The following is a 16,266-nucleotide window of genomic DNA, read 5'->3' as shown; positions in this document are numbered from 1 at the left end:
GCGCGGGCCGCACCGCCGTCGACGGCCCGAGTCCCGCTGCCGCGGCGTCAGTCGGCCGCGACCGCCTGGTTCTGCGACTCCGCGATGTCCTGCTCCAACCGCTCCCACAGCTCGGCCGAGCCCTTGGGGTCGAAGCGCGGGATGCGGCGCACGGGGACGAGGCCGGGCAGCAGCCAGGTCCACATGTCCGTGACGCGCTCGTGCAGATCGGCCCGGCGGGTGCGCACCTGGGAGGTGATCTGGACGCCCGCGAAGGCGCCCACGATGTAGGTCGAGGCGTCGTTGACGTTGACGTCGGCCTTCACGTCACCGCGGCCCTGGGCCGGGGCCAGGCTGTCACGCATGGTCTCGATCCAGGTGTCGTACATGCCCGGGTTGGGCTCGGTGAAGGAGCCGAACTCGATCACCAGGCGGATGCCCGCGCTCACCCGCACGCGGGTGCGCAGGCCGTGCGCCACGAGGTGGGTGATGTCGATGACGTTCTGCACACCGGGGTGCTCGGTGTTCGGCAGCAGGGGGAGGACGCTGAACTGATCGGCCATCAGCTCGTGGGCCAGGGCTTCCTTGGACGGGAAGTGGAAGTACATGGCGCCCTTGGTCACACCGGAGTGCTTGGCGATGTCACTGAGGCTCGTACTGCCGAATCCCGCCGCGTCGAAGGCAGTTGCCGCTCCGTCGAGGATGGACTGCCGTGTGACCTCTGCTCGTTCCCGGCGTGTACTCACTTGACTCTCCCTCCGCCGCGGCGCAGAAGGTGGTCTTCCGTCCCTCCGACGATCACCGCGACCTCGCTCAGGTCAATTGTGCTCCCTCTTGCTTTCGAATACCAGTCGGCCGGTACTATACGAGCAAGTCGCACCAACGATCCCGCGGGCCGAGCGCCCGGCGTTTGTCCTGCTCAAGCCGCGCCTCTCCAAGGGAGAGTGCGTATGGGGGAGGTCATGATGAGTGCACTGATCCAAGCCGACCGTCCGGCAAACGAACATCATATGCCGGATGAAGCGGAGCTCTTCGAGCAAACCGTTCCGCGCACACTCGTACACCGGGCCGCCGTGTCCGAGGTACTGCTCACCGGCTTCCGGACCGCGGGCGACGACGCGTACCGGATCGGGGCCCAGTGGTCCCGCGGGCACAGCTACTACGGTTCCGTGGCGGGGCGTTGGCACGACCCGATGCTGTTCGCCGAGTCCATCCGCCAGGTCGCGCTCTTCCTCGCGCACGAAGCGCTGCGGGTCCCGCTCGGCAGCCACTTCGCCACCGACAGCACGTGGTTCGACATGACCGAGGACGGCGCGCGCATCGGCTCCCGGCCCGCCCATGTCTCCCTCGACGTGACGCTCCGCGACGTCGTCCGCCGCCGGGGCGTCGTCAAGTCGTACGCCGTCGACGTGATCGCCCACCGCGACGGCGCCCGCGTGGGCAGCGGCCATCTCTCCACCCAGGTCATCCCGCCCGGCGTGTACGAGCGGCTGCGGGGCGGGCGTCTCGGCGCCCGCCCCTCGCATGTGGTACCTCCATCTGTTCGTCCTCAACTTGTAGGTAGGGAGGCCGAGTTGGATGTCGTCCTAGCAGACGGTCCGGCCGTCGGCGTGCGCACTCTGCGGGCCGACGCCAGCCATCCGGTGCTGTTCGACCACCCCGTCGACCACGTCCCCGGGATGGTCCTCATGGAGGCGGCCCGGCAGGCCGCGCTCGCCGAACTCGGCCGCCCCGACGGGCTCCTGCTCGCCGGCGCCGCCTCGTTCGACCAGTACGTCGAGCACGACTCCCCCTGCCTGGTCACGAGTTCCGCTCCGCGGCAGGACGCTACGGGCCGTCAGCAGCTCAGCGTCGAATTCCGGCAGGCAGGGGAGCGCGTCGGCTCCTGCAAGGTGGCCATCCACCAGGAACCGGGGTGTTGAGCCCGGCGCGCACCACCACCGGCCCGGGGGACGCCGTCGACCCCGTGCTCGTCGTGGGCGGCACCGGATTCATCGGAAGCGCGATCGTGCGTGAACTGCTCGGCTCCGCGCGTGCGTCCGCCGCCCCCCGGCTGCGGGTCCTCGCCTCCCGCAGGCCCCCGGCCGCAGCGGTCCCCGACGGCGTGGAGTTCACCACCGCAGACCTCACCGACCCGGCCTCGCTGCGCGGGGCGTGCGCGGGAGTCACCACGCTGGTGCACACGGCCAGTTACGTGGGCCGGGACGCGGCCCGGTGCGACGCGGTCAACCACACCGGGACCCTGGCCCTGCTCGACGAGGCCCGCCGGGCCGGAGTCCGGCGCGTCCTGTACATCAGCACCGCATCCGTCTACGGCAGCGGACCCCACCGCGGCGCGGCGGAAGGGGAGTTGACGCCCGGGCCGCAGTCCGCGGCCAGCGCCTCGCGGCTCGCCGCGGAGGCCGCGGTCCTCGACGCGGGCGGGGTCGTCCTGCGGCCCCATCTGGTCAGCGGGGTGGGGGACCGATGGGTCGTTCCCACCCTGGCGCGGCTCCTGCGGCGGGTGCCCGACTGGCCGACGCTGCGGCCCGCGCACAGCTCGATGATCGCCGTCGACGATCTCGCCCGGCTCGTGGGCGCGCTCGTGCGCCAGGGGCAGGACGGGGACGGGGACGGGGACGAGGCCGCGGGCCAGGACGGCGGCGGTCAGGTGTACCACGCCGCGCACCCCCGGCCCGTATGCATGCGGAGCCTCGTGTTCGCCCTGGGGCGGCTGCTCGGTCTGCCCCCGCCCCGGGGGGCGCTGTCGCTCCAGGACCACCGGGAGCTCGTCACGCGGTCCGTGCCCGAACTCTCCGACCACCAGTACGCGCTGCTCACCCAGGACCACTGGTACGACAGCAGCCGCATCTGGGACCGGACCCGCCTGGAGCCGGGGCCCGGCCCGATCGGGCGGTTCGCCGAGTGCGCCGGGTGGTACGAGCGGGAGCTGCGCGTGCCGGTCGCCGGCTGAGCGGCCGGCTCGCCGGCGGCGTCACCGCGCGTCGTGGAAGATCACTCCGAGGACGTGGCGTCGCCCTTCGTGCACGGCGCTGACGCCGTGGCGCAGGGCGACGCGGCTGAAGCCGCGCGCCGACGGCACCGGCCGGTTGCGCACCGTGAAGACCATGCCCTGGCCCTGCACCGGGCGCCGCACCAGCGGCCGGGACTGGGCGCGCGGGCGCTGCTCGACGAAGACGCTCTCGCCGCCGGTGAAGTCCACCTCGGGGCGGTCCAGGAGCACGGCCAGCTGGAGCGGGAAGGTCAGTGTGCCGTACACGTCCTGGTGCAGACAGTTGTAGCCGCCCCGCTCGTAGCGCAGCAGCAGGGGAGTGGGGCGGTGCTGTCCCTCGGCGGCACAGGCGGCGAGCAGTTCGGCGTGGTCCAGCGGAAACCGGGGCTCGCCGAGACGGTCGGCCCAGGTGTTGGCGATCCGGGCGAGCGGCGGGTAGAAGCGCTCGCGCAGCGTCCGCACCAGGGGCGGCAGGGGGTGGCCGAAGTAGCGGTAGCGTCCCTCGCCGAAGCGGTGCGCGGACATGGTCACCGTGGAGCGGAACCGCTCCGGCCGGTCGAACAGGGCACGCGCCTCGGCGCACTGCTCCTCGGTGAGCAGCGGCGGCGTGAGCGCGACGCCCTCGGCGTCCAACTCGGCGCCGAGGGCAGCCCAGTCGAGCGTGTCGAGGGCGGGCAGCTCCACCGGGGCCGGGCCGCCGGACGCCTCGGGGTGGCCGTGGCGTGGTGGCGCGGCGCCGCGGTCACCGAGTCCGGGCAGGGTCGGTTCGTCGTACGGGGTCACGTCAGGCTGCTTTCACGAGGAGCGGTTCACGCGGTGGACTCGAGCGCGAGGAGGGCGTGCTTGGCCTCCAGGCCGCCCGCGTACCCGGTGTCGCGGCCCGAGCCGCCGACGACCCGGTGGCAGGGCAGGACCACACACAGCGGGTTCGCACCGAGGGCCGTGCCCACGGCGCGGGCGGCGCCCGGACGGCCCAGAGCCGCGGCGAGCGCGCCGTACGTCGTCGTCCGTCCGTAGGGGACAAGGGAGGTGAGGGATCCGACCGTCTCACGGCTGAACGGGGTGGCCAGACACAGGTCCACGGGGACGGTGAACTCCCGGCGGGTGCCGCCCAGATAGCCGTCCAGCTGGGCGCGGGCCTCGTCGAGGAGCCGCCGCTGTGCGGGCGTGGCCGAAGCGGCGGCCGACGGCCGCAGCCCGGCCCCGGCGAGGCGCCGCGCGGCGGCTTCGGCCCCGGCGAAGGAGCACAGGACGAGGGCCTCGTCCGTGGCCGCGAGGGCCAGCTCGCCGACGGGCGAGGGATGGGCGAGGACGGCCGCCGTGGCCGCGGGCCGGCTGCTCTGGCCTGACATCGAACTCCCTTTCCCGGCCGTCCCGTTCACGCGGTGACCGGCCGACAGCTCTTGCAGGCGCGGTAGCCCGCTCGGCGCGCGTCCCGGGCCGTGCGGAACGGCACCTGGTGCGGCCGGGTGATCCGGCGGGCGTGGGAGCACGTCGGATGGCAGTAGATATGGGTGGTGTCGCTGGCGAGGAACATCGCGCCGCGGTCGCGGAGTTCGTCCACCCGCCGCATGTCGATGCCCTCCGCCGCACGCAGCGCGGCACCCGCGTCCGGCACGTGGGCGGCGTCGCAGGGCGTGCCGTCGTCGTATGTCACGCGGTGGCACGGGACCAGGACCATCACCGGGTTGCGGGCGAGCGCCCCGACCACCACCGCCGTCACGTCGGGGCCGGTGAGCCCCGCTTCCCGCGCGATCCAGCTCACCGGGCGCAACTGCCCGGTGGGAACGGTGCGTACGGCCTCGAGCACGGCACGGTCCGTCGCGCCGAGCGCCGAGAGGTCGACCGGCAGCCGTGCCGAGCGGCCGGTGCGCACCGCGGTGGTCAGACCGGGGAACGGCTTGGCGGCCGGGATGGCCGAGCGGCCGGTGCGCGCGTGGTGCAGCTCCTCGAATCCCGTGGCCGTCAGGCCCGCGGAGTCCAGGGCGGCGCCGGTCACGGCCTGCGGATCCGCGGCCACGAACAGGCCGCCCGCGGGGAGGTCGAGGCGGACGTATGTGTCGTACCGCTCGCGGGGGATCCCCACGCGCTGCAGCACGCGCAGCGCGAAGTCCTGCGGCGGCGGCGGGACGAGATCCGGCAGCAGGCCGCCCGTCACCCGCGTCGGTGAAGGCACCGCGCCCTTGTCCCTCCGGTTCACATTGTCACCTCCCGTAGTACTGGTATCTCGGGGGTGAGCAGCCGGCGAAGGTTGCCGAGTCCTCGGGACACCTGCGCCTTGGCCGTGCCCACCGCACACCCTTGCACCTCGGCCACTTCCGCGTAGCTCATGCCGACCACATGGTGCAGCACCACCGGTATCCGGTGCTTCTCGGGCAGCTCGGAGAGGGCCGCGACGAGGCGTCGGCGGTCGTCGGCGGTCGTCGCCTTCTCCTCCGGTCCCGGCCCGTGGTCGGGCCAGACGTCGACGGTGTCCTCCACTCCCACCGCCGCGGTGGCGGGGCGCCGGGTGCAGGTGCGCACATGGTTGCGCCACACGTTCGCGGCGATGGCCATGAGCCAGGGCCGCGCCCGTAACTCGCGGCGCCGCTCGGGGGCGTACCCCTGCAGTGCCGTGTACGCGCGCAGAAACGTGTCCTGCCCGAGGTCGTCGGCTTCCGCGGCGGAGCCGGAGACCCGGAGCAGGAACGCATGGACCGCCCGGGCGTGCATCCGGACCAGCTCGGTGAAGCCGGCGTCGAGATCCGTCGCCAGCAGTTCGGTCAGCTGCTCGGCCTTGTCGTCCATCACTGAGAGAAACACCGTCCCCGGGAGAAGGGTTGCACCGCCCCGCACGGGGGACGCGGGGCAGGGATACGTGAGGGGGCCGGGCGGCGCCCCGAGGCGTCGCCGTGGCGGCGGGTCATGCGCGGAGGGCGGGCGCGTCGAGCAGCGGTGAGCCGCTGAGGACCGCCTGGTGGAGGCGTTGCATGCGCGGGGCGGGCGCTATGCCGAGGGACTCGCCGAGGGTGCGGCGAAGGCGCTGGAAGACGGCGCTCGCGCGGGCCGGTTCACCGCAGCGGTACAGGGCCACCATCAGCTGGGCGTGCACGTTCTCGTGCGTCGGATGCAGGGCGGCCAGGGTGCTCAGCTCGTCGAGCAGATCGTGGTGGCGGCCCAGCGCGAGGTCGGCCTCGATGCGCTGCTCGAGCACGCCCTTACGGGTCTCCTCCAGCTCCACGAGGTGCGGGGAGCTCATCGGCCCGGTGTGCACATCGGCGAGGACCGGGCCGCGCCACAGGGCGAGCGCGTCCGAGAAGAGCTGCGAGGCGAGCGCGGTGCGGCCGTCGGCGGCGGCCTCGCGGCCGCGCTTGGCCAGGCACATGAACCGGCAGCGGTCGAAGTCCTGCTCGCGCACCTGGAGTTGGTAGCCCTGGTTCCGGGTGATCAGGGTGTCGCTGAGATCGACCCGGGGGGTGCGCAGCGTCTGGCGGATGTTCAGCACATGGGTCTGCAGCGTGGACATGGCGCTCTTGGGCGGCTGGGTCCCCCACAGCTCGGTGATGCAGTCGGTGGCCCGGACCACGCGGTTCGCGTTGAGCATGAGAAAGCCGAGCAGCTGGCGCGGCTTCGGTGCGCTGGGAATGAAATTCTCGCCGCCTTCTGCCAGCATCAGGGAGCCGAGCACGCCCATGTCCACCGGAATGTCCCTCGCAGTTCTGCCGGGTACGGCCTTGCGGCCGGATTTGTTGCAAAAACGCGTCTGGGGTTGAAGGGTACCGCCCTGAACAGGCCCTTAGTGCCTATTCGAGGCTATTGACAAGGGCGCGTCCTGTCAATCTTCAACCCCTGTCGGTGATTTACCGGCCGCCCGACCTTTTTGATTTCCGAAATACCTCGCTGGTGAATTCGAGGCGTCCCGGAAATCGGCAGAGCGTACGGGGGTTCACCCGGCAGGTGGGGAAACTCGGGCGCTGCGGAATTCGGCCGTCCGGCTGGTTCGGCCATCAACTTTCCGGGCCGGACGGCCGTGCGGTCAGCCCCGGCGCTCGAGGGAGCGGTCGACGAGCGGGCCGGCCGCGCCGGTGTACGCGGCCACGTCGAGCAGCTCGCGCAGCGCCACCGCGTCGAGGTGCTCGGCGACTTCGGGTACGCCGCCCAGAACCTCCGCGAGCGGCCTGCCTGTTCGGGCCGCGCGCGCCGTCGCCTCGGAGACGAGGTGCTTCGCGTGCGCCTTGCCGATCCGCGGGGCGAGCACGGCGGCGACCCGCTCGGAGGTCATCGCGTCCCCGGCTGGGCCGATGTTGGCGGCCATCCGGTCCGGCCGTACGACAAGGCCCTCGGCCAGCTCCACCGCCGTGTGCGCGGCACCGCCCGCCAGGCGCAGGCACTCGCGCAGCAGCAGCCACTCGGCGTGCCACACCCCGCCCGAGCGCTCGTCCTCGGTCGTCAGGCACTGGGTCAACGCACCGGAGAGAGCGGGAAGTTGGAGGGCCGCGGCGCGGATCAGGGTGGCGAGCACCGGGTTGCGCTTGTGCGGCATCGCCGACGAACTGCCCCGGCCGGGCGCCGTGGGTTCGGCGACCTCGCCGACCTCGGTGCGGCCGAGCGACTGCACATCGACGGCGATCTTGCCGAGCGCGCCCGCGGTGAAGGCGAGGGCCGCCGCGAGGTCGGCCATCGGCGTGCGCAGCGCGTGCCACGGCAGCACGGCCGGCGCGAGCCCCGTCTCGCGGGCGTACGCGGCCGTCAGCCGGTCCAGGTAGTCGCCGGGATCCGGCACCTGGCCGCCGTCGAGCGCCGCGTACTCGAGATAGCCGCCCAGCGTCCCCGCGGCGCCGCCGAGTGACACGGGCAGACCGCCCTCGACGAGCCGGTCGATGCGCTCGGCGGCGTCGAGCACCAACTCCCGCCAGCCGGCCGCCTTCAGGCCGAAGGTGGTGGGTACGGCGTGCAGCGTCAGGGTCCGGCCGGCCATCAGGGTGTCCCGGTGCCGCCCGGCGAGCGAGCCGAGGGCGTCGGCGGTGCGGCGCAGGTCGCCGCGGATGATGCGCAGCGCGCGGGCGCACACCAGCATCGCGCCGGTGTCGAAGACGTCCTGGCTGGTGGAGCCGCGGTGCACATACTCCGCCGCGGCCGGATCGTCGCGCGCGACGAGCTCGGTGAAGGCCCGGACCAGACCCACCACCGGGTTGGCGCTCTCGCGCGCGGCGACGGCGAGGGCCCGCAGGTCGAGCCGCTCGGCGCGGGCCGCCCCGGTGATCGCCGCGGCGGCCCGCGGCGGCAGCGTGCCGAGCCCGGCCTGGGCCCGCGCGAGGGCCGCCTCGGCGTCGAGCATGGCCTGCAGCCAGGCCCGGTCGGACACCGCCTCCTCCACGGGTGTGCCGGCCCGTACCGGCGAGAGCAGTCCCGTGTCCGGGCCGCCGTCGAAGGGGGAGCTCATGCGGGTGCCTCCGTCAGGTCGCCGACCGGGCGCAGGCGGCCGGGTGTTGGGGTGGGGGAAGCCGGGGCGAGGGCCAGGGCGGCGCGGGCGATCGCGTCGGAGTCGCCCAGGGTCACCGAGTTGACGCCGGGCCGGATGCCGGCGGCGGTCACCCAGTGCACGTTCTCCGTGGGCACGCCGTAGGCGAAGCGCCGCGGGTGCGGGCGGTCCGCCGCGTCGACCACCCGGAACGGCCGCTCGGTCACGGCCAGGCCCCCGGTCTCGTAACTCGTGCCGCAGGCACCGGATATGCGGTAGGGGCGGCACTGGCCCGCGGCGAGGAGCTGGGCGAGGAGCGGGTCGGCCGTGCGCCGCAGATCCGGCTCCGGGAGCCGCGCCTCGATCAGCACCGACGCCCGGACCGGCGCCCCGCCGACCTGGCGGGAGCGGGCCACGAACGCCGGGGCCGTGTCGGCCGTGTCGTCCACGCGCACCTCCAGGTCGGGGCCGACGAGGTCGAGGACGCCGGCCTCGATCAGCGCGCTCATCTCCTCGATCCGGGAGACGGGCGGGCCGATCGACAGGAACGCGTTGAGCGGCGTGTACCAGCCCTCCAGCTCGTCCCGGTGCGAATTCCCGTCCAGGCCACCGTGGTCGACGGCGAGCCGGATCTCGTTGCGCAGGTCGCGCAGCACGTCGAGGGCGGCCTTCAGCGGACCGCTGACATTGCCCGCGCGGGCCTCGCGCACATCCCGGTCCAGATACGGCAGCAGCCAGGCGCGGAAGGCGTCGCGGTCGGTGAACTCCCGTTCGCCGTACGGCCGGGAGAGCCGCTCCCAGTCCCAGCGGTCCGCGGCCGCGATGCCGTACGCGTCGAGGAGCGCGTCCTGTCCGGGCCCCGGGGGGCAGGCCAGGTAGCGGTCGGTGAACGCCGCGCGCTCCGCGTCCCGGCCGCCCGCGGTGAGCAGCGCGCCGTAGTAGACGCCCTCGACCTCGCGGGAGACCAGCGGCCACAAGTCCGTGCTGAAGTAGACGCGTTCGCCGTCCACGGCCCGCTGCCGCAGGCCCGCGATGAACTCCTCGGTCAGCAGCCGGGGCAGGTACCGGCCGTGCGGCCCCTTCTCGTTCTCGCCGCGCGAGTGGTACGGAATCCCCCGCCGCGACCCGGCGTACAGGCGCGGCTCGCGGCCCGAAGGGCGGTAGCGCAGCCGGTCGCCGTCCCGGTGGAAGACCCCGCCGCGGCCCGTGGTCAGCAGCGCCATGTGGTCGAAGAAGTTCAGGCCGAGCCCGCGCAGGAGCACCGTCTCGCCGGGGCCCACCCCGGACAGGTCCAGATCCGCCGGGTTGGCGGGCAGCAGGTGCAGCAGCCCCCGGGAGCGGGCCGCGCGGGCCGTCGCCCGCTCCTGCTCCGTCGGCTGCGCCGCCACGTGCCCCTGGGCGAGCACCACCGCGTCGAGCCCGTCGAGGCGCTCACCGTCGGACAGGGTCAGGACCTGGCCGGGGCCGGACGGGCCCTCGTCGAGGGCGACGGCGCGGGCCCGGTGCACCCGCACCGTCACATGCGGCGGCGCGGCGGCCAGGACCTGGTCGAACACGTCCTCCAGGTACCGCCCGTAGAACGCCCGGGTCGGGTAGTCGTCGGGACCCAGGCGCCGGGCCTCGGTGAGGACGTCCGCGCCGAGGCCCGGCGCCGGGGTGAGGGAACGGGCCCACTCCCACAGGCTCGGGCCGGGCTCGATCGGCCCGTCCATGTCGACGCTGTCGTCGGTGTAGACCGTCACCTGCGAGGCGACGGTGTTCATCAGCAGCTGACGGGACTGCGCGGTGCGCCAGACCCGGCCGGAGCCCGGCCGGTACGGCTCCACCACATGCACCGTCACCGCGTCGTGGGAGGCGGACTTGCGCTCGTTGGCGCAGATCCGCTCCAGAACCGACAGTCCGCGCGGCCCTGCGCCGACGATGCAGACCGTGAACTCCCCGCTGGGCATATGCGTACTCCATGAGGTGTCGGGAGAACGGGCGCCGGCTCTCGGGCTCAGGCCCGGGCGGCGATGAGCAGGCTCGTCTCCAGGGCGAGGGAATGGACGGACTCCAGGCGCAGGCCGGCTGCGGTGAGCACCGAGCGATAGCCGTCGAGCGTGCGCTCCCGGCCGCCGGCCGCCATGAGCAGATGCAGATCCCACAGCAGCGGCAGGATCGTCGCGCCGCTGGTGTCGATGACCCGCTCCAGGATCAGCAGCCGCCCCTCGGGGGGCAGCGCCGCACGGATGTTGGCGAGCAGCCGCACACAGCGCTCGTCGTCCCAGTCCTGCAGGACGCGCGAGAGCAGATAGGCGTCGGCGCCCTGCGGCACCCGCTCGAAGAGGTCGCCCCCGACGGTCTCGTACCGGCCGTCGTCGCCGACGGTCTTGTCCAGGTACTCGCGGGCCACCGGCACCATGAACGGCCGCTCGAAGAGGGTCCCGTGCAGCTGAGGATGCGCCTGCAGTACGACCGACAGGAGCATGCCGCTGCCCCCGGCCACATCCACCACGCGGCGGCAGCGGCCGAAGTCGAAGGCGTCGAGGACACCGGGAAAGAACACGTTGCCCGCGTTCATCGCCCGCTGGAACTTGGCGCCCGCGCCGGGGACATCGCGCAGATGCTCGTGGAGGGACCGGCCGTGGGCGTGCTCGAAGCCCGAACCGCCGGTGCGGACCACGTCGGCCACCGAGCCCCAGGCGCGGTGGAACTCCTCGCCGTACAGGCGCACCATGTCGCCCATCGCGTGCGGGTGCTCGCCGCGCAGCAGCTCACCGACCTCGGTGAGCCCGTACCCGGCCTCCTCCGAGCCGGTGCACACGCCCATCGCGGTGAGCAGCCGCAGCAGCCGGGTCAGCGCGTCGCGGTCGGTGCCGCTGCGGTCGGCGAGTTCGGCGGTCCCGGTGTGGCCCGCGGCGATGTGGTCGGGCAGTGAGATGGCCACCGCCGCGTAGAGGGCCTGGGCCTGCCAGGTGCCGGTGATGATGTCGATGACGCGGCGGGCGGCCGCGGCCGGTTCGGTCGCCATGGCTCAGCCCTGCCAGGGGGCGGTGGCCCCGGTGACGGCGAGCTGTGCCTGGGCGGGGCCGTGCAGCACCGAGCGGTGCCGTTCGCGCAGCACCCGCTTGAGCACCTTGCCCGTGACGCCGACGGGCAGCTCGGACCGGTCGGTGGCGAGCAGCAGGCCGCGCAGCGGCGACAGCCCCTGGCGGGCCAACGCCGCGTTGCAGGCGGCGAGTTCGGCATCGGGGTCGCGCTCGGAGCCGTCCGTGAACAGGACCACCGCGAGCGGCTGGGACTTGCCCGGCACCTCCGGGTCGCCGACGGCCACCACCGCGGCGTCCAGGGCCTGGGTGGTCATCAGGACGACCTCTTCCAACGGCAGGCTGTAGACGGGCCCTTCGGCGGTGTGGATCACATCGGGGGTGCGGTCCAGGTGGAACCAGTCGGTGCCGTTCTCGCGGCGCATGATGTCGCCGGTGAGGAAGAAGCCGTTGACCGTGGACTCCTCGGTCAGCGTGGGGTCGTCCAGATAGCCGGCGGTGACGCTCGGGGTCTTCACACCGAGCATCCCGGCCTGCCCGTCGGGCAGTTCACGTCCGTGCACGTCCAGGACGGCGGCCTTGCGGACGACCTTGGCGGGGGTGCCGATGTGCCGGGCGTAGCGCGCGGACTGCGGCGTGTACGCCTGCTTGAACAGCACCATGCCCATCTCGGACGAGCCGAGGCCGTCCAGATAGCGGGAGCCGGGCAGTTCGCGGCCGCCCTCGGTGCGCCTGCCGAACGCGATCAGCGGCCGGATGTGCCGCTCGTGCGAGGCGTCACCCATGCCGTGCCAGGTGTGGATGTTCCGCGCCCCCTCGGCCGTGATGTCCTCGGGGCGGATCTGCGCCAGGGTGAGCGGGAAGCCGAGGACGGTCGTGGGACGGAAGCGGTTGATCGCCTGGGCCAGGCGGTCGCCGTCGGCGTCGTCGAGGATCAGGGTGGGGATGCCGAGCAGGATCGCGATGCTCAGATAGCTGATGCCCGCCGAGTGGCTGTGCGGCAGCGCGGTCAGCAGCCGGTCGGTGCGCAGCGAGGGGAATGTCCACAGCCGCTCGCGCTTGCCGGCGAAGAACGAACCGTGGTGGAACACCGGCGCCTTGGGCCGCCCCGTGGTACCCGACGAGTGCGAGATCATGATCAGGTCGTCGTCGGTGTGGCGGTGCGGGAAGTTCTCCAGGCGGCCCGCCGGCCTGGGCGCCGTCCGCTCCAGGCGCGCGATGTCCTCGACCCGCGGCCTGGCCCGTCCCGCGGCGTCCTCGGCCCAGGCGTCGGCCAGGCCCTTGAGGAGGTCGGCGTCGCCCACCAGGACGGTGGTCTCGGTGCGCAGGAAGTACTCGGCGGCGGTCTTCGGCGCCATCTTGGGGTTGCAGTGCACGGCCGCCGCGCCCAGGCCGGTGATCGCGATGTGGTGGATCAGCCCCTGCAGGCCGTCGCGGGTGTGCAGGCCGACGTGGGTCCCCGGGCGCACGCCCTGCGCGCGGTACCAGTGGGCGTACCGGATCGCGGCGACGCGCAGATCGTCCAGGGAGAGGCCCGTCAGCTCCTGCCGGGCCCAGTCGGGCGCGTTGACGTCCGGGTGGAAGAGCAGGGGACGGTCCCGGTCACGGGCGACCCGCCAGGCGTGCCAGAAGAAGTTGCCCGCGCCCAGCTTCCGGTCGGCGTAGAGACGGAAACGTTGCGCGACGGTTCGGTGTGTGCCGAGCAGGAACATTCGAATACCTCACACTCCGACGGAATGACGCCCTGAACGGTTCGATTCCGAAGTGTCCAACCGGCCGATATAGGAGCGGTCCAGAGGCACCGTCATTTCCCGCACCGGCATTTCCCGCACTCCGCGAGGGCGGACGTCTCGCTTCATCCTTCAGCGCGCATTGCGACGATCTGGCGGATTTCCTCGTGGAGGCTCGAGTACGAGAGGACCCGGTCGCGATGGAGAGTTCGCCCACCACACCGGTCGCCGTTGTCGGCGGCGGACCCGTAGGACTGCTGCTCGCGCTGTTCCTTGACCGGCACGGAGTGGCGAGCACCGTGTTCAACACCGAGGCGTCGGTGCCCGGTCAGCCGCGCGGCAGCACCCACAACGCCCGCACCATGGAGCACTACCGCAGGCTCGGTCTCGCCGCGCAGGTGCGCCGCCTCGGGCTGCCCCCGGAGCACTCGGCCGGCATCTCGTTCTCCACCCGGTACAGCGGACACCCGCTCGCCCTGCTGCCCTGGCCCGGAGCCCGCGAGAGCCGCCGCGCGGTCGCCTCGGCACCGTGCACCGACCAGACGCCCGAACCGATGCACCGCGCCAACCAGATGTACGTGGAGCGGCTGCTGCTCGAGCACGCCCGCAGCCGCCCGCGCATCGACCTGCGCTACGGCTGGCGGGTCACCGAGGTCGTGGAGGGCGCCGACGGGGTGGGCGTCACCGCGGAGAACGAGGGCCGCGCGCGCACCTGGACCGCCCCGTACGCCGTCGGCTGCGACGGGGGCCGCAGCCTGGTGCGCCGGTCGCTCGGCATCCGCTACGCCGGTGAGGGCGGCCTCGACCAGGACGTGCTCGGCCGCCGCTCGACCGCCGCCCATCTGCGGGTCCCCGGCCTCTACGGCAGCTTCCTGCGGGAGCGCGCCGCCTGGAGCAACTGGGTCGTCAACGCCGACCTCGCCCTCAACCTGATCGCCCTGAACGGCGTCGACGAGTTCTTCCTCCTCACCAGCTCCGTCGACCCGGACACCGCGGAGCCCGGCGACCTCGCCCGCCTGGTGCGGCGTGCCACCGGCGCCGACGTACCGGTGGAGGTGCTCAGCCACCGCCCCTGGACCGCGGGCGCCGCCCTGGTGGCCGAGCGGTTCGGCTCGGCCCGCATGCTGCTCGCCGGGGACGCGGCCCATCTGTTCACACCCAACGGCGGGTTCGGCATGAACACCGGCGTCGACGACGCCGCGAACCTGGCCTGGAAACTGGCGGCGGCGGTGCAGGGCTGGGGCGGGCCACGGCTGCTCGGCAGCTATGAGAGCGAGCGCCGGCCGATCGCGCTGCGCAACACCACGGCCGCCCGCGAACTGGGCATCGGCCTCGGCGAGATCGAGCGCCCCGCGCACCTGGAGGACGACTCCGCCGACGGCGCCGCCGCCCGCGAGAAGGCGGGCCGACAGCTCGCCGAGTACGGGCAGTTGACCCTCGACACCCTCGGCGTCCAGCTGGGGGCGCGCTACGACGGCTCCCCGCTGATCGACGCCGGTTCCGACGCCCCGCCGGCCGACGCCTTCACCACCTACACCCCGTCCGCGGTGCCCGGCGGCCGGGCACCGCACCTGTGGCTGGACGACTTCCACGGTCCGTTCAGCTCGCTCTTCGACCGCCTCGGCACGGGGTTCACCGTCCTGGAACTCGGCGCCGCCGACGGCGCGGCCGCCCCCCTCATGGCCGCCGCCCGGCGGCGCGGCATCCCCCTGGACGTCGTACGGCTCGACGACCCGGCCGCACGCGAGCTGTACGAGCGCGACCTGGTGCTCGTCCGGCCCGACCAGCACGTGGCCTGGCGAGGTCACCGTGTCCCCGCGGATCCGGGGGCACTGCTGGAGCGCGTCACCGGGCACTGACCGTGCCAAGGAGGCAATAACTTGCCAACTTGCCCCACCGGGCAAGAAATTGTCACTCGGTTCTCGGCAAGTGCGTTGCTAGGGTCGCGAATCGGAAATCGAATCCGCCGCCGAAAACGGTTGCCGCGTGCCGTCCTGAATTCTATCGGGATGATCTCCCGGTGTGGAATACGCGACCAATACATGGGGGCCACATGGAATTCCGCGTGCTCGGACCGCTCAGCGCCACCGCATCCGGTGTCGACCGCGCGCCCACCGCGCCGAAACAGCGACAGATGCTCGCGCTGCTCCTGCTCAACGCCAACCGCACGGTGTCGCGGGCCCAACTCGTCGAGGAACTCTGGGAGTACTCGCCGCCGTCCAGCGCCATAGCCGCCGTACACACCTATGTGATGCAGCTGCGGCGCACCCTGTCCGGGTGCGGTGCCCGCGGCGTGGAGGGGGCCGGGCGGCTGCTCACCCGGCACCAGGGCTACCAGCTCGTGGTGGAGCCGGGCGACCTCGACCTCGACGTCTACGAGGGGCGGGTGACCCTGGCCCGCGACATCCTGGCGCGCGGTGAACTCCACCGCGGCGCAGAGCAGTTGCGCGCGGCGGAGGACATGTGGCGCGGCGATCTCCTGGTCGACGTCGTGCCGGGGCCGTTGCTGCAGGCCGCCATGGAGGTCATCGACCGCGACCGGCTCGCCGCGGTCAGCCGGCGCATCCACACGGACCTCCAGCTCGGCCGCCACCACGAACTCCTCGGCGAGCTGCGGGCCCTGACCCATCAGCACCCCACGCACGAGGACCTCGCGAGCCACCTGATGATCGCCCTGTACCGGTGCGGACGGCAGGCGGACGCCCTCGACGCCTACCACCGGCTGCGGCTCGCGCTGCGGGCCGAGCTCGGGGCGCAGCCGTCGCCGCGCCTGGGCGAGCTGCACGGCGACATGCTGGCGGCTCACCCCCGCCTTGAACTGCCCTCGGGTGTCTGGGGCGCGCTGTCGCTCTCCCTCGACCTGGCCGTCGCCCCGTTCGGCGCGGCCGCGGCCCGGGCGGGCGCGACGGCGGTGTCCCTCAGCGGCTGACGCCGCGCCCGCCCCGGTCCGCGGCCCCCGCCGCGCATGCCCGACAGGGCCGCGATCAGGGCGGGCACCACCAGGAGCGCGGACACGGCGAACGCCGCGCCCAGGCCCTCGGCCGAAGACCCCTGCGGCGCCCGGTAGTTGACCACGGCGACCGCGAGCGCCAGACCGAG

At 73.3% G+C, this 16,266-nt stretch carries 14 protein-coding genes; 4 read left to right on the top strand and 10 right to left on the bottom strand.

Annotation, left to right across the window (positions count from 1 at the left end; translation table 11 throughout):
• Window positions 1–47: 47 nt before the first annotated feature.
• Window positions 48–725, bottom strand: coding sequence for a ScbR family autoregulator-binding transcription factor (locus tag ACFWYM_RS42140; protein WP_384850161.1), 678 nt, complete (start codon window positions 723–725; stop codon window positions 48–50).
• A gap of 216 nt (window positions 726–941) precedes the next feature.
• On the opposite strand from ACFWYM_RS42140, the gene ACFWYM_RS42135 reads away from it, so the two are divergent.
• Complete coding sequence (locus ACFWYM_RS42135; protein WP_384850157.1) at window positions 942–1,901, top strand: ScbA/BarX family gamma-butyrolactone biosynthesis protein; 960 nt, start codon at window positions 942–944, stop codon at window positions 1,899–1,901.
• A complete protein-coding gene (locus ACFWYM_RS42130) occupies window positions 1,898–2,932 on the top strand; it encodes an NAD-dependent epimerase/dehydratase family protein (RefSeq protein WP_384850154.1) in 1,035 nt (344 codons plus the stop codon). Before ACFWYM_RS42135 ends, ACFWYM_RS42130 begins: the two co-directional genes overlap by 4 nt.
• Before the next feature lie 21 nt (window positions 2,933–2,953).
• On the opposite strand, the gene ACFWYM_RS42125 is transcribed toward ACFWYM_RS42130, so the two are convergent.
• The 9 genes from ACFWYM_RS42125 to ACFWYM_RS42085 form a co-directional block, all read right to left on the bottom strand.
• Window positions 2,954–3,754 carry a 2OG-Fe(II) oxygenase gene (locus tag ACFWYM_RS42125; RefSeq protein ID WP_384850151.1) on the bottom strand — a complete coding sequence of 267 codons (801 nt, stop codon included), beginning with the start codon at window positions 3,752–3,754 and terminating at the stop codon, window positions 2,954–2,956.
• Window positions 3,755–3,780: 26 nt separating this feature from the next.
• Window positions 3,781–4,323, bottom strand: a complete 543-nt coding sequence (locus tag ACFWYM_RS42120; protein ID WP_384850148.1) for a methylated-DNA--[protein]-cysteine S-methyltransferase — start codon at window positions 4,321–4,323, stop codon at window positions 3,781–3,783.
• 26 nt (window positions 4,324–4,349) lie between these two features.
• Entirely contained in the window at window positions 4,350–5,171 is an 822-nt protein-coding gene (locus ACFWYM_RS42115; protein ID WP_384850145.1) for an MGMT family protein, read from the bottom strand.
• Entirely contained in the window at window positions 5,168–5,758 is a 591-nt protein-coding gene (locus ACFWYM_RS42110; RefSeq protein WP_384850142.1) for an RNA polymerase sigma factor, read from the bottom strand. Before ACFWYM_RS42110 ends, ACFWYM_RS42115 begins: the two co-directional genes overlap by 4 nt.
• A gap of 115 nt (window positions 5,759–5,873) precedes the next feature.
• Window positions 5,874–6,644, bottom strand: coding sequence for a BTAD domain-containing putative transcriptional regulator (locus ACFWYM_RS42105; protein ID WP_384850167.1), 771 nt, complete (start codon window positions 6,642–6,644; stop codon window positions 5,874–5,876).
• A gap of 342 nt (window positions 6,645–6,986) precedes the next feature.
• Window positions 6,987–8,393 carry a lyase family protein gene (locus ACFWYM_RS42100; protein WP_384850139.1) on the bottom strand — a complete coding sequence of 469 codons (1,407 nt, stop codon included), beginning with the start codon at window positions 8,391–8,393 and terminating at the stop codon, window positions 6,987–6,989.
• Complete coding sequence (locus ACFWYM_RS42095; RefSeq protein WP_384850136.1) at window positions 8,390–10,360, bottom strand: FAD/NAD(P)-binding protein; 1,971 nt, start codon at window positions 10,358–10,360, stop codon at window positions 8,390–8,392. The genes ACFWYM_RS42100 and ACFWYM_RS42095 overlap by 4 nt, the downstream gene beginning before the upstream one ends.
• 47 nt (window positions 10,361–10,407) lie before the next feature.
• Entirely contained in the window at window positions 10,408–11,421 is a 1,014-nt protein-coding gene (locus ACFWYM_RS42090) for a methyltransferase (RefSeq protein ID WP_384850133.1), read from the bottom strand.
• Window positions 11,422–11,424: 3 nt separating this feature from the next.
• A complete protein-coding gene (locus ACFWYM_RS42085) occupies window positions 11,425–13,149 on the bottom strand; it encodes a class I adenylate-forming enzyme family protein (RefSeq protein ID WP_384850131.1) in 1,725 nt (574 codons plus the stop codon).
• A gap of 218 nt (window positions 13,150–13,367) precedes the next feature.
• On the opposite strand from ACFWYM_RS42085, the gene ACFWYM_RS42080 reads away from it, so the two are divergent.
• The gene (locus ACFWYM_RS42080) at window positions 13,368–15,026 is read left to right on the top strand and encodes an FAD-dependent monooxygenase (RefSeq protein ID WP_384850128.1); all 1,659 of its coding nucleotides are present in this window, start codon (window positions 13,368–13,370) and stop codon (window positions 15,024–15,026) included.
• Between the two features lie 194 nt (window positions 15,027–15,220).
• Complete coding sequence (locus tag ACFWYM_RS42075) at window positions 15,221–16,096, top strand: BTAD domain-containing putative transcriptional regulator (protein WP_384850125.1); 876 nt, start codon at window positions 15,221–15,223, stop codon at window positions 16,094–16,096.
• Window positions 16,097–16,266: the final 170 nt, after the last annotated feature.

Origin of the sequence: Streptomyces sp. NPDC059009 (genome assembly GCF_042740175.1) — a bacterium.
In the GTDB taxonomy this organism is placed as follows: Bacteria; Actinomycetota; Actinomycetes; order Streptomycetales; family Streptomycetaceae; genus Streptomyces.
The sequence above is the reverse complement of the archived record's forward strand: the minus strand, read 5'-3'. Positions and strand labels throughout refer to the sequence as shown.

Coding starts and splice junctions, on each gene's coding strand:
- ACFWYM_RS42135 (WP_384850157.1), top strand. CDS start 942: ATGATGAGTGCACTGATCCAAGCCGACCGTCCGGCAAACGAACATCAT.
- ACFWYM_RS42120 (WP_384850148.1), bottom strand. CDS start 4,323: ATGTCAGGCCAGAGCAGCCGGCCCGCGGCCACGGCGGCCGTCCTCGCC.
- ACFWYM_RS42110 (WP_384850142.1), bottom strand. CDS start 5,758: ATGGACGACAAGGCCGAGCAGCTGACCGAACTGCTGGCGACGGATCTC.
- ACFWYM_RS42105 (WP_384850167.1), bottom strand. CDS start 6,644: ATGGGCGTGCTCGGCTCCCTGATGCTGGCAGAAGGCGGCGAGAATTTC.
- ACFWYM_RS42100 (WP_384850139.1), bottom strand. CDS start 8,393: ATGAGCTCCCCCTTCGACGGCGGCCCGGACACGGGACTGCTCTCGCCG.
- ACFWYM_RS42095 (WP_384850136.1), bottom strand. CDS start 10,360: ATGCCCAGCGGGGAGTTCACGGTCTGCATCGTCGGCGCAGGGCCGCGC.
- ACFWYM_RS42090 (WP_384850133.1), bottom strand. CDS start 11,421: ATGGCGACCGAACCGGCCGCGGCCGCCCGCCGCGTCATCGACATCATC.
- ACFWYM_RS42085 (WP_384850131.1), bottom strand. CDS start 13,149: ATGTTCCTGCTCGGCACACACCGAACCGTCGCGCAACGTTTCCGTCTC.
- ACFWYM_RS42080 (WP_384850128.1), top strand. CDS start 13,368: ATGGAGAGTTCGCCCACCACACCGGTCGCCGTTGTCGGCGGCGGACCC.
- ACFWYM_RS42075 (WP_384850125.1), top strand. CDS start 15,221: ATGGAATTCCGCGTGCTCGGACCGCTCAGCGCCACCGCATCCGGTGTC.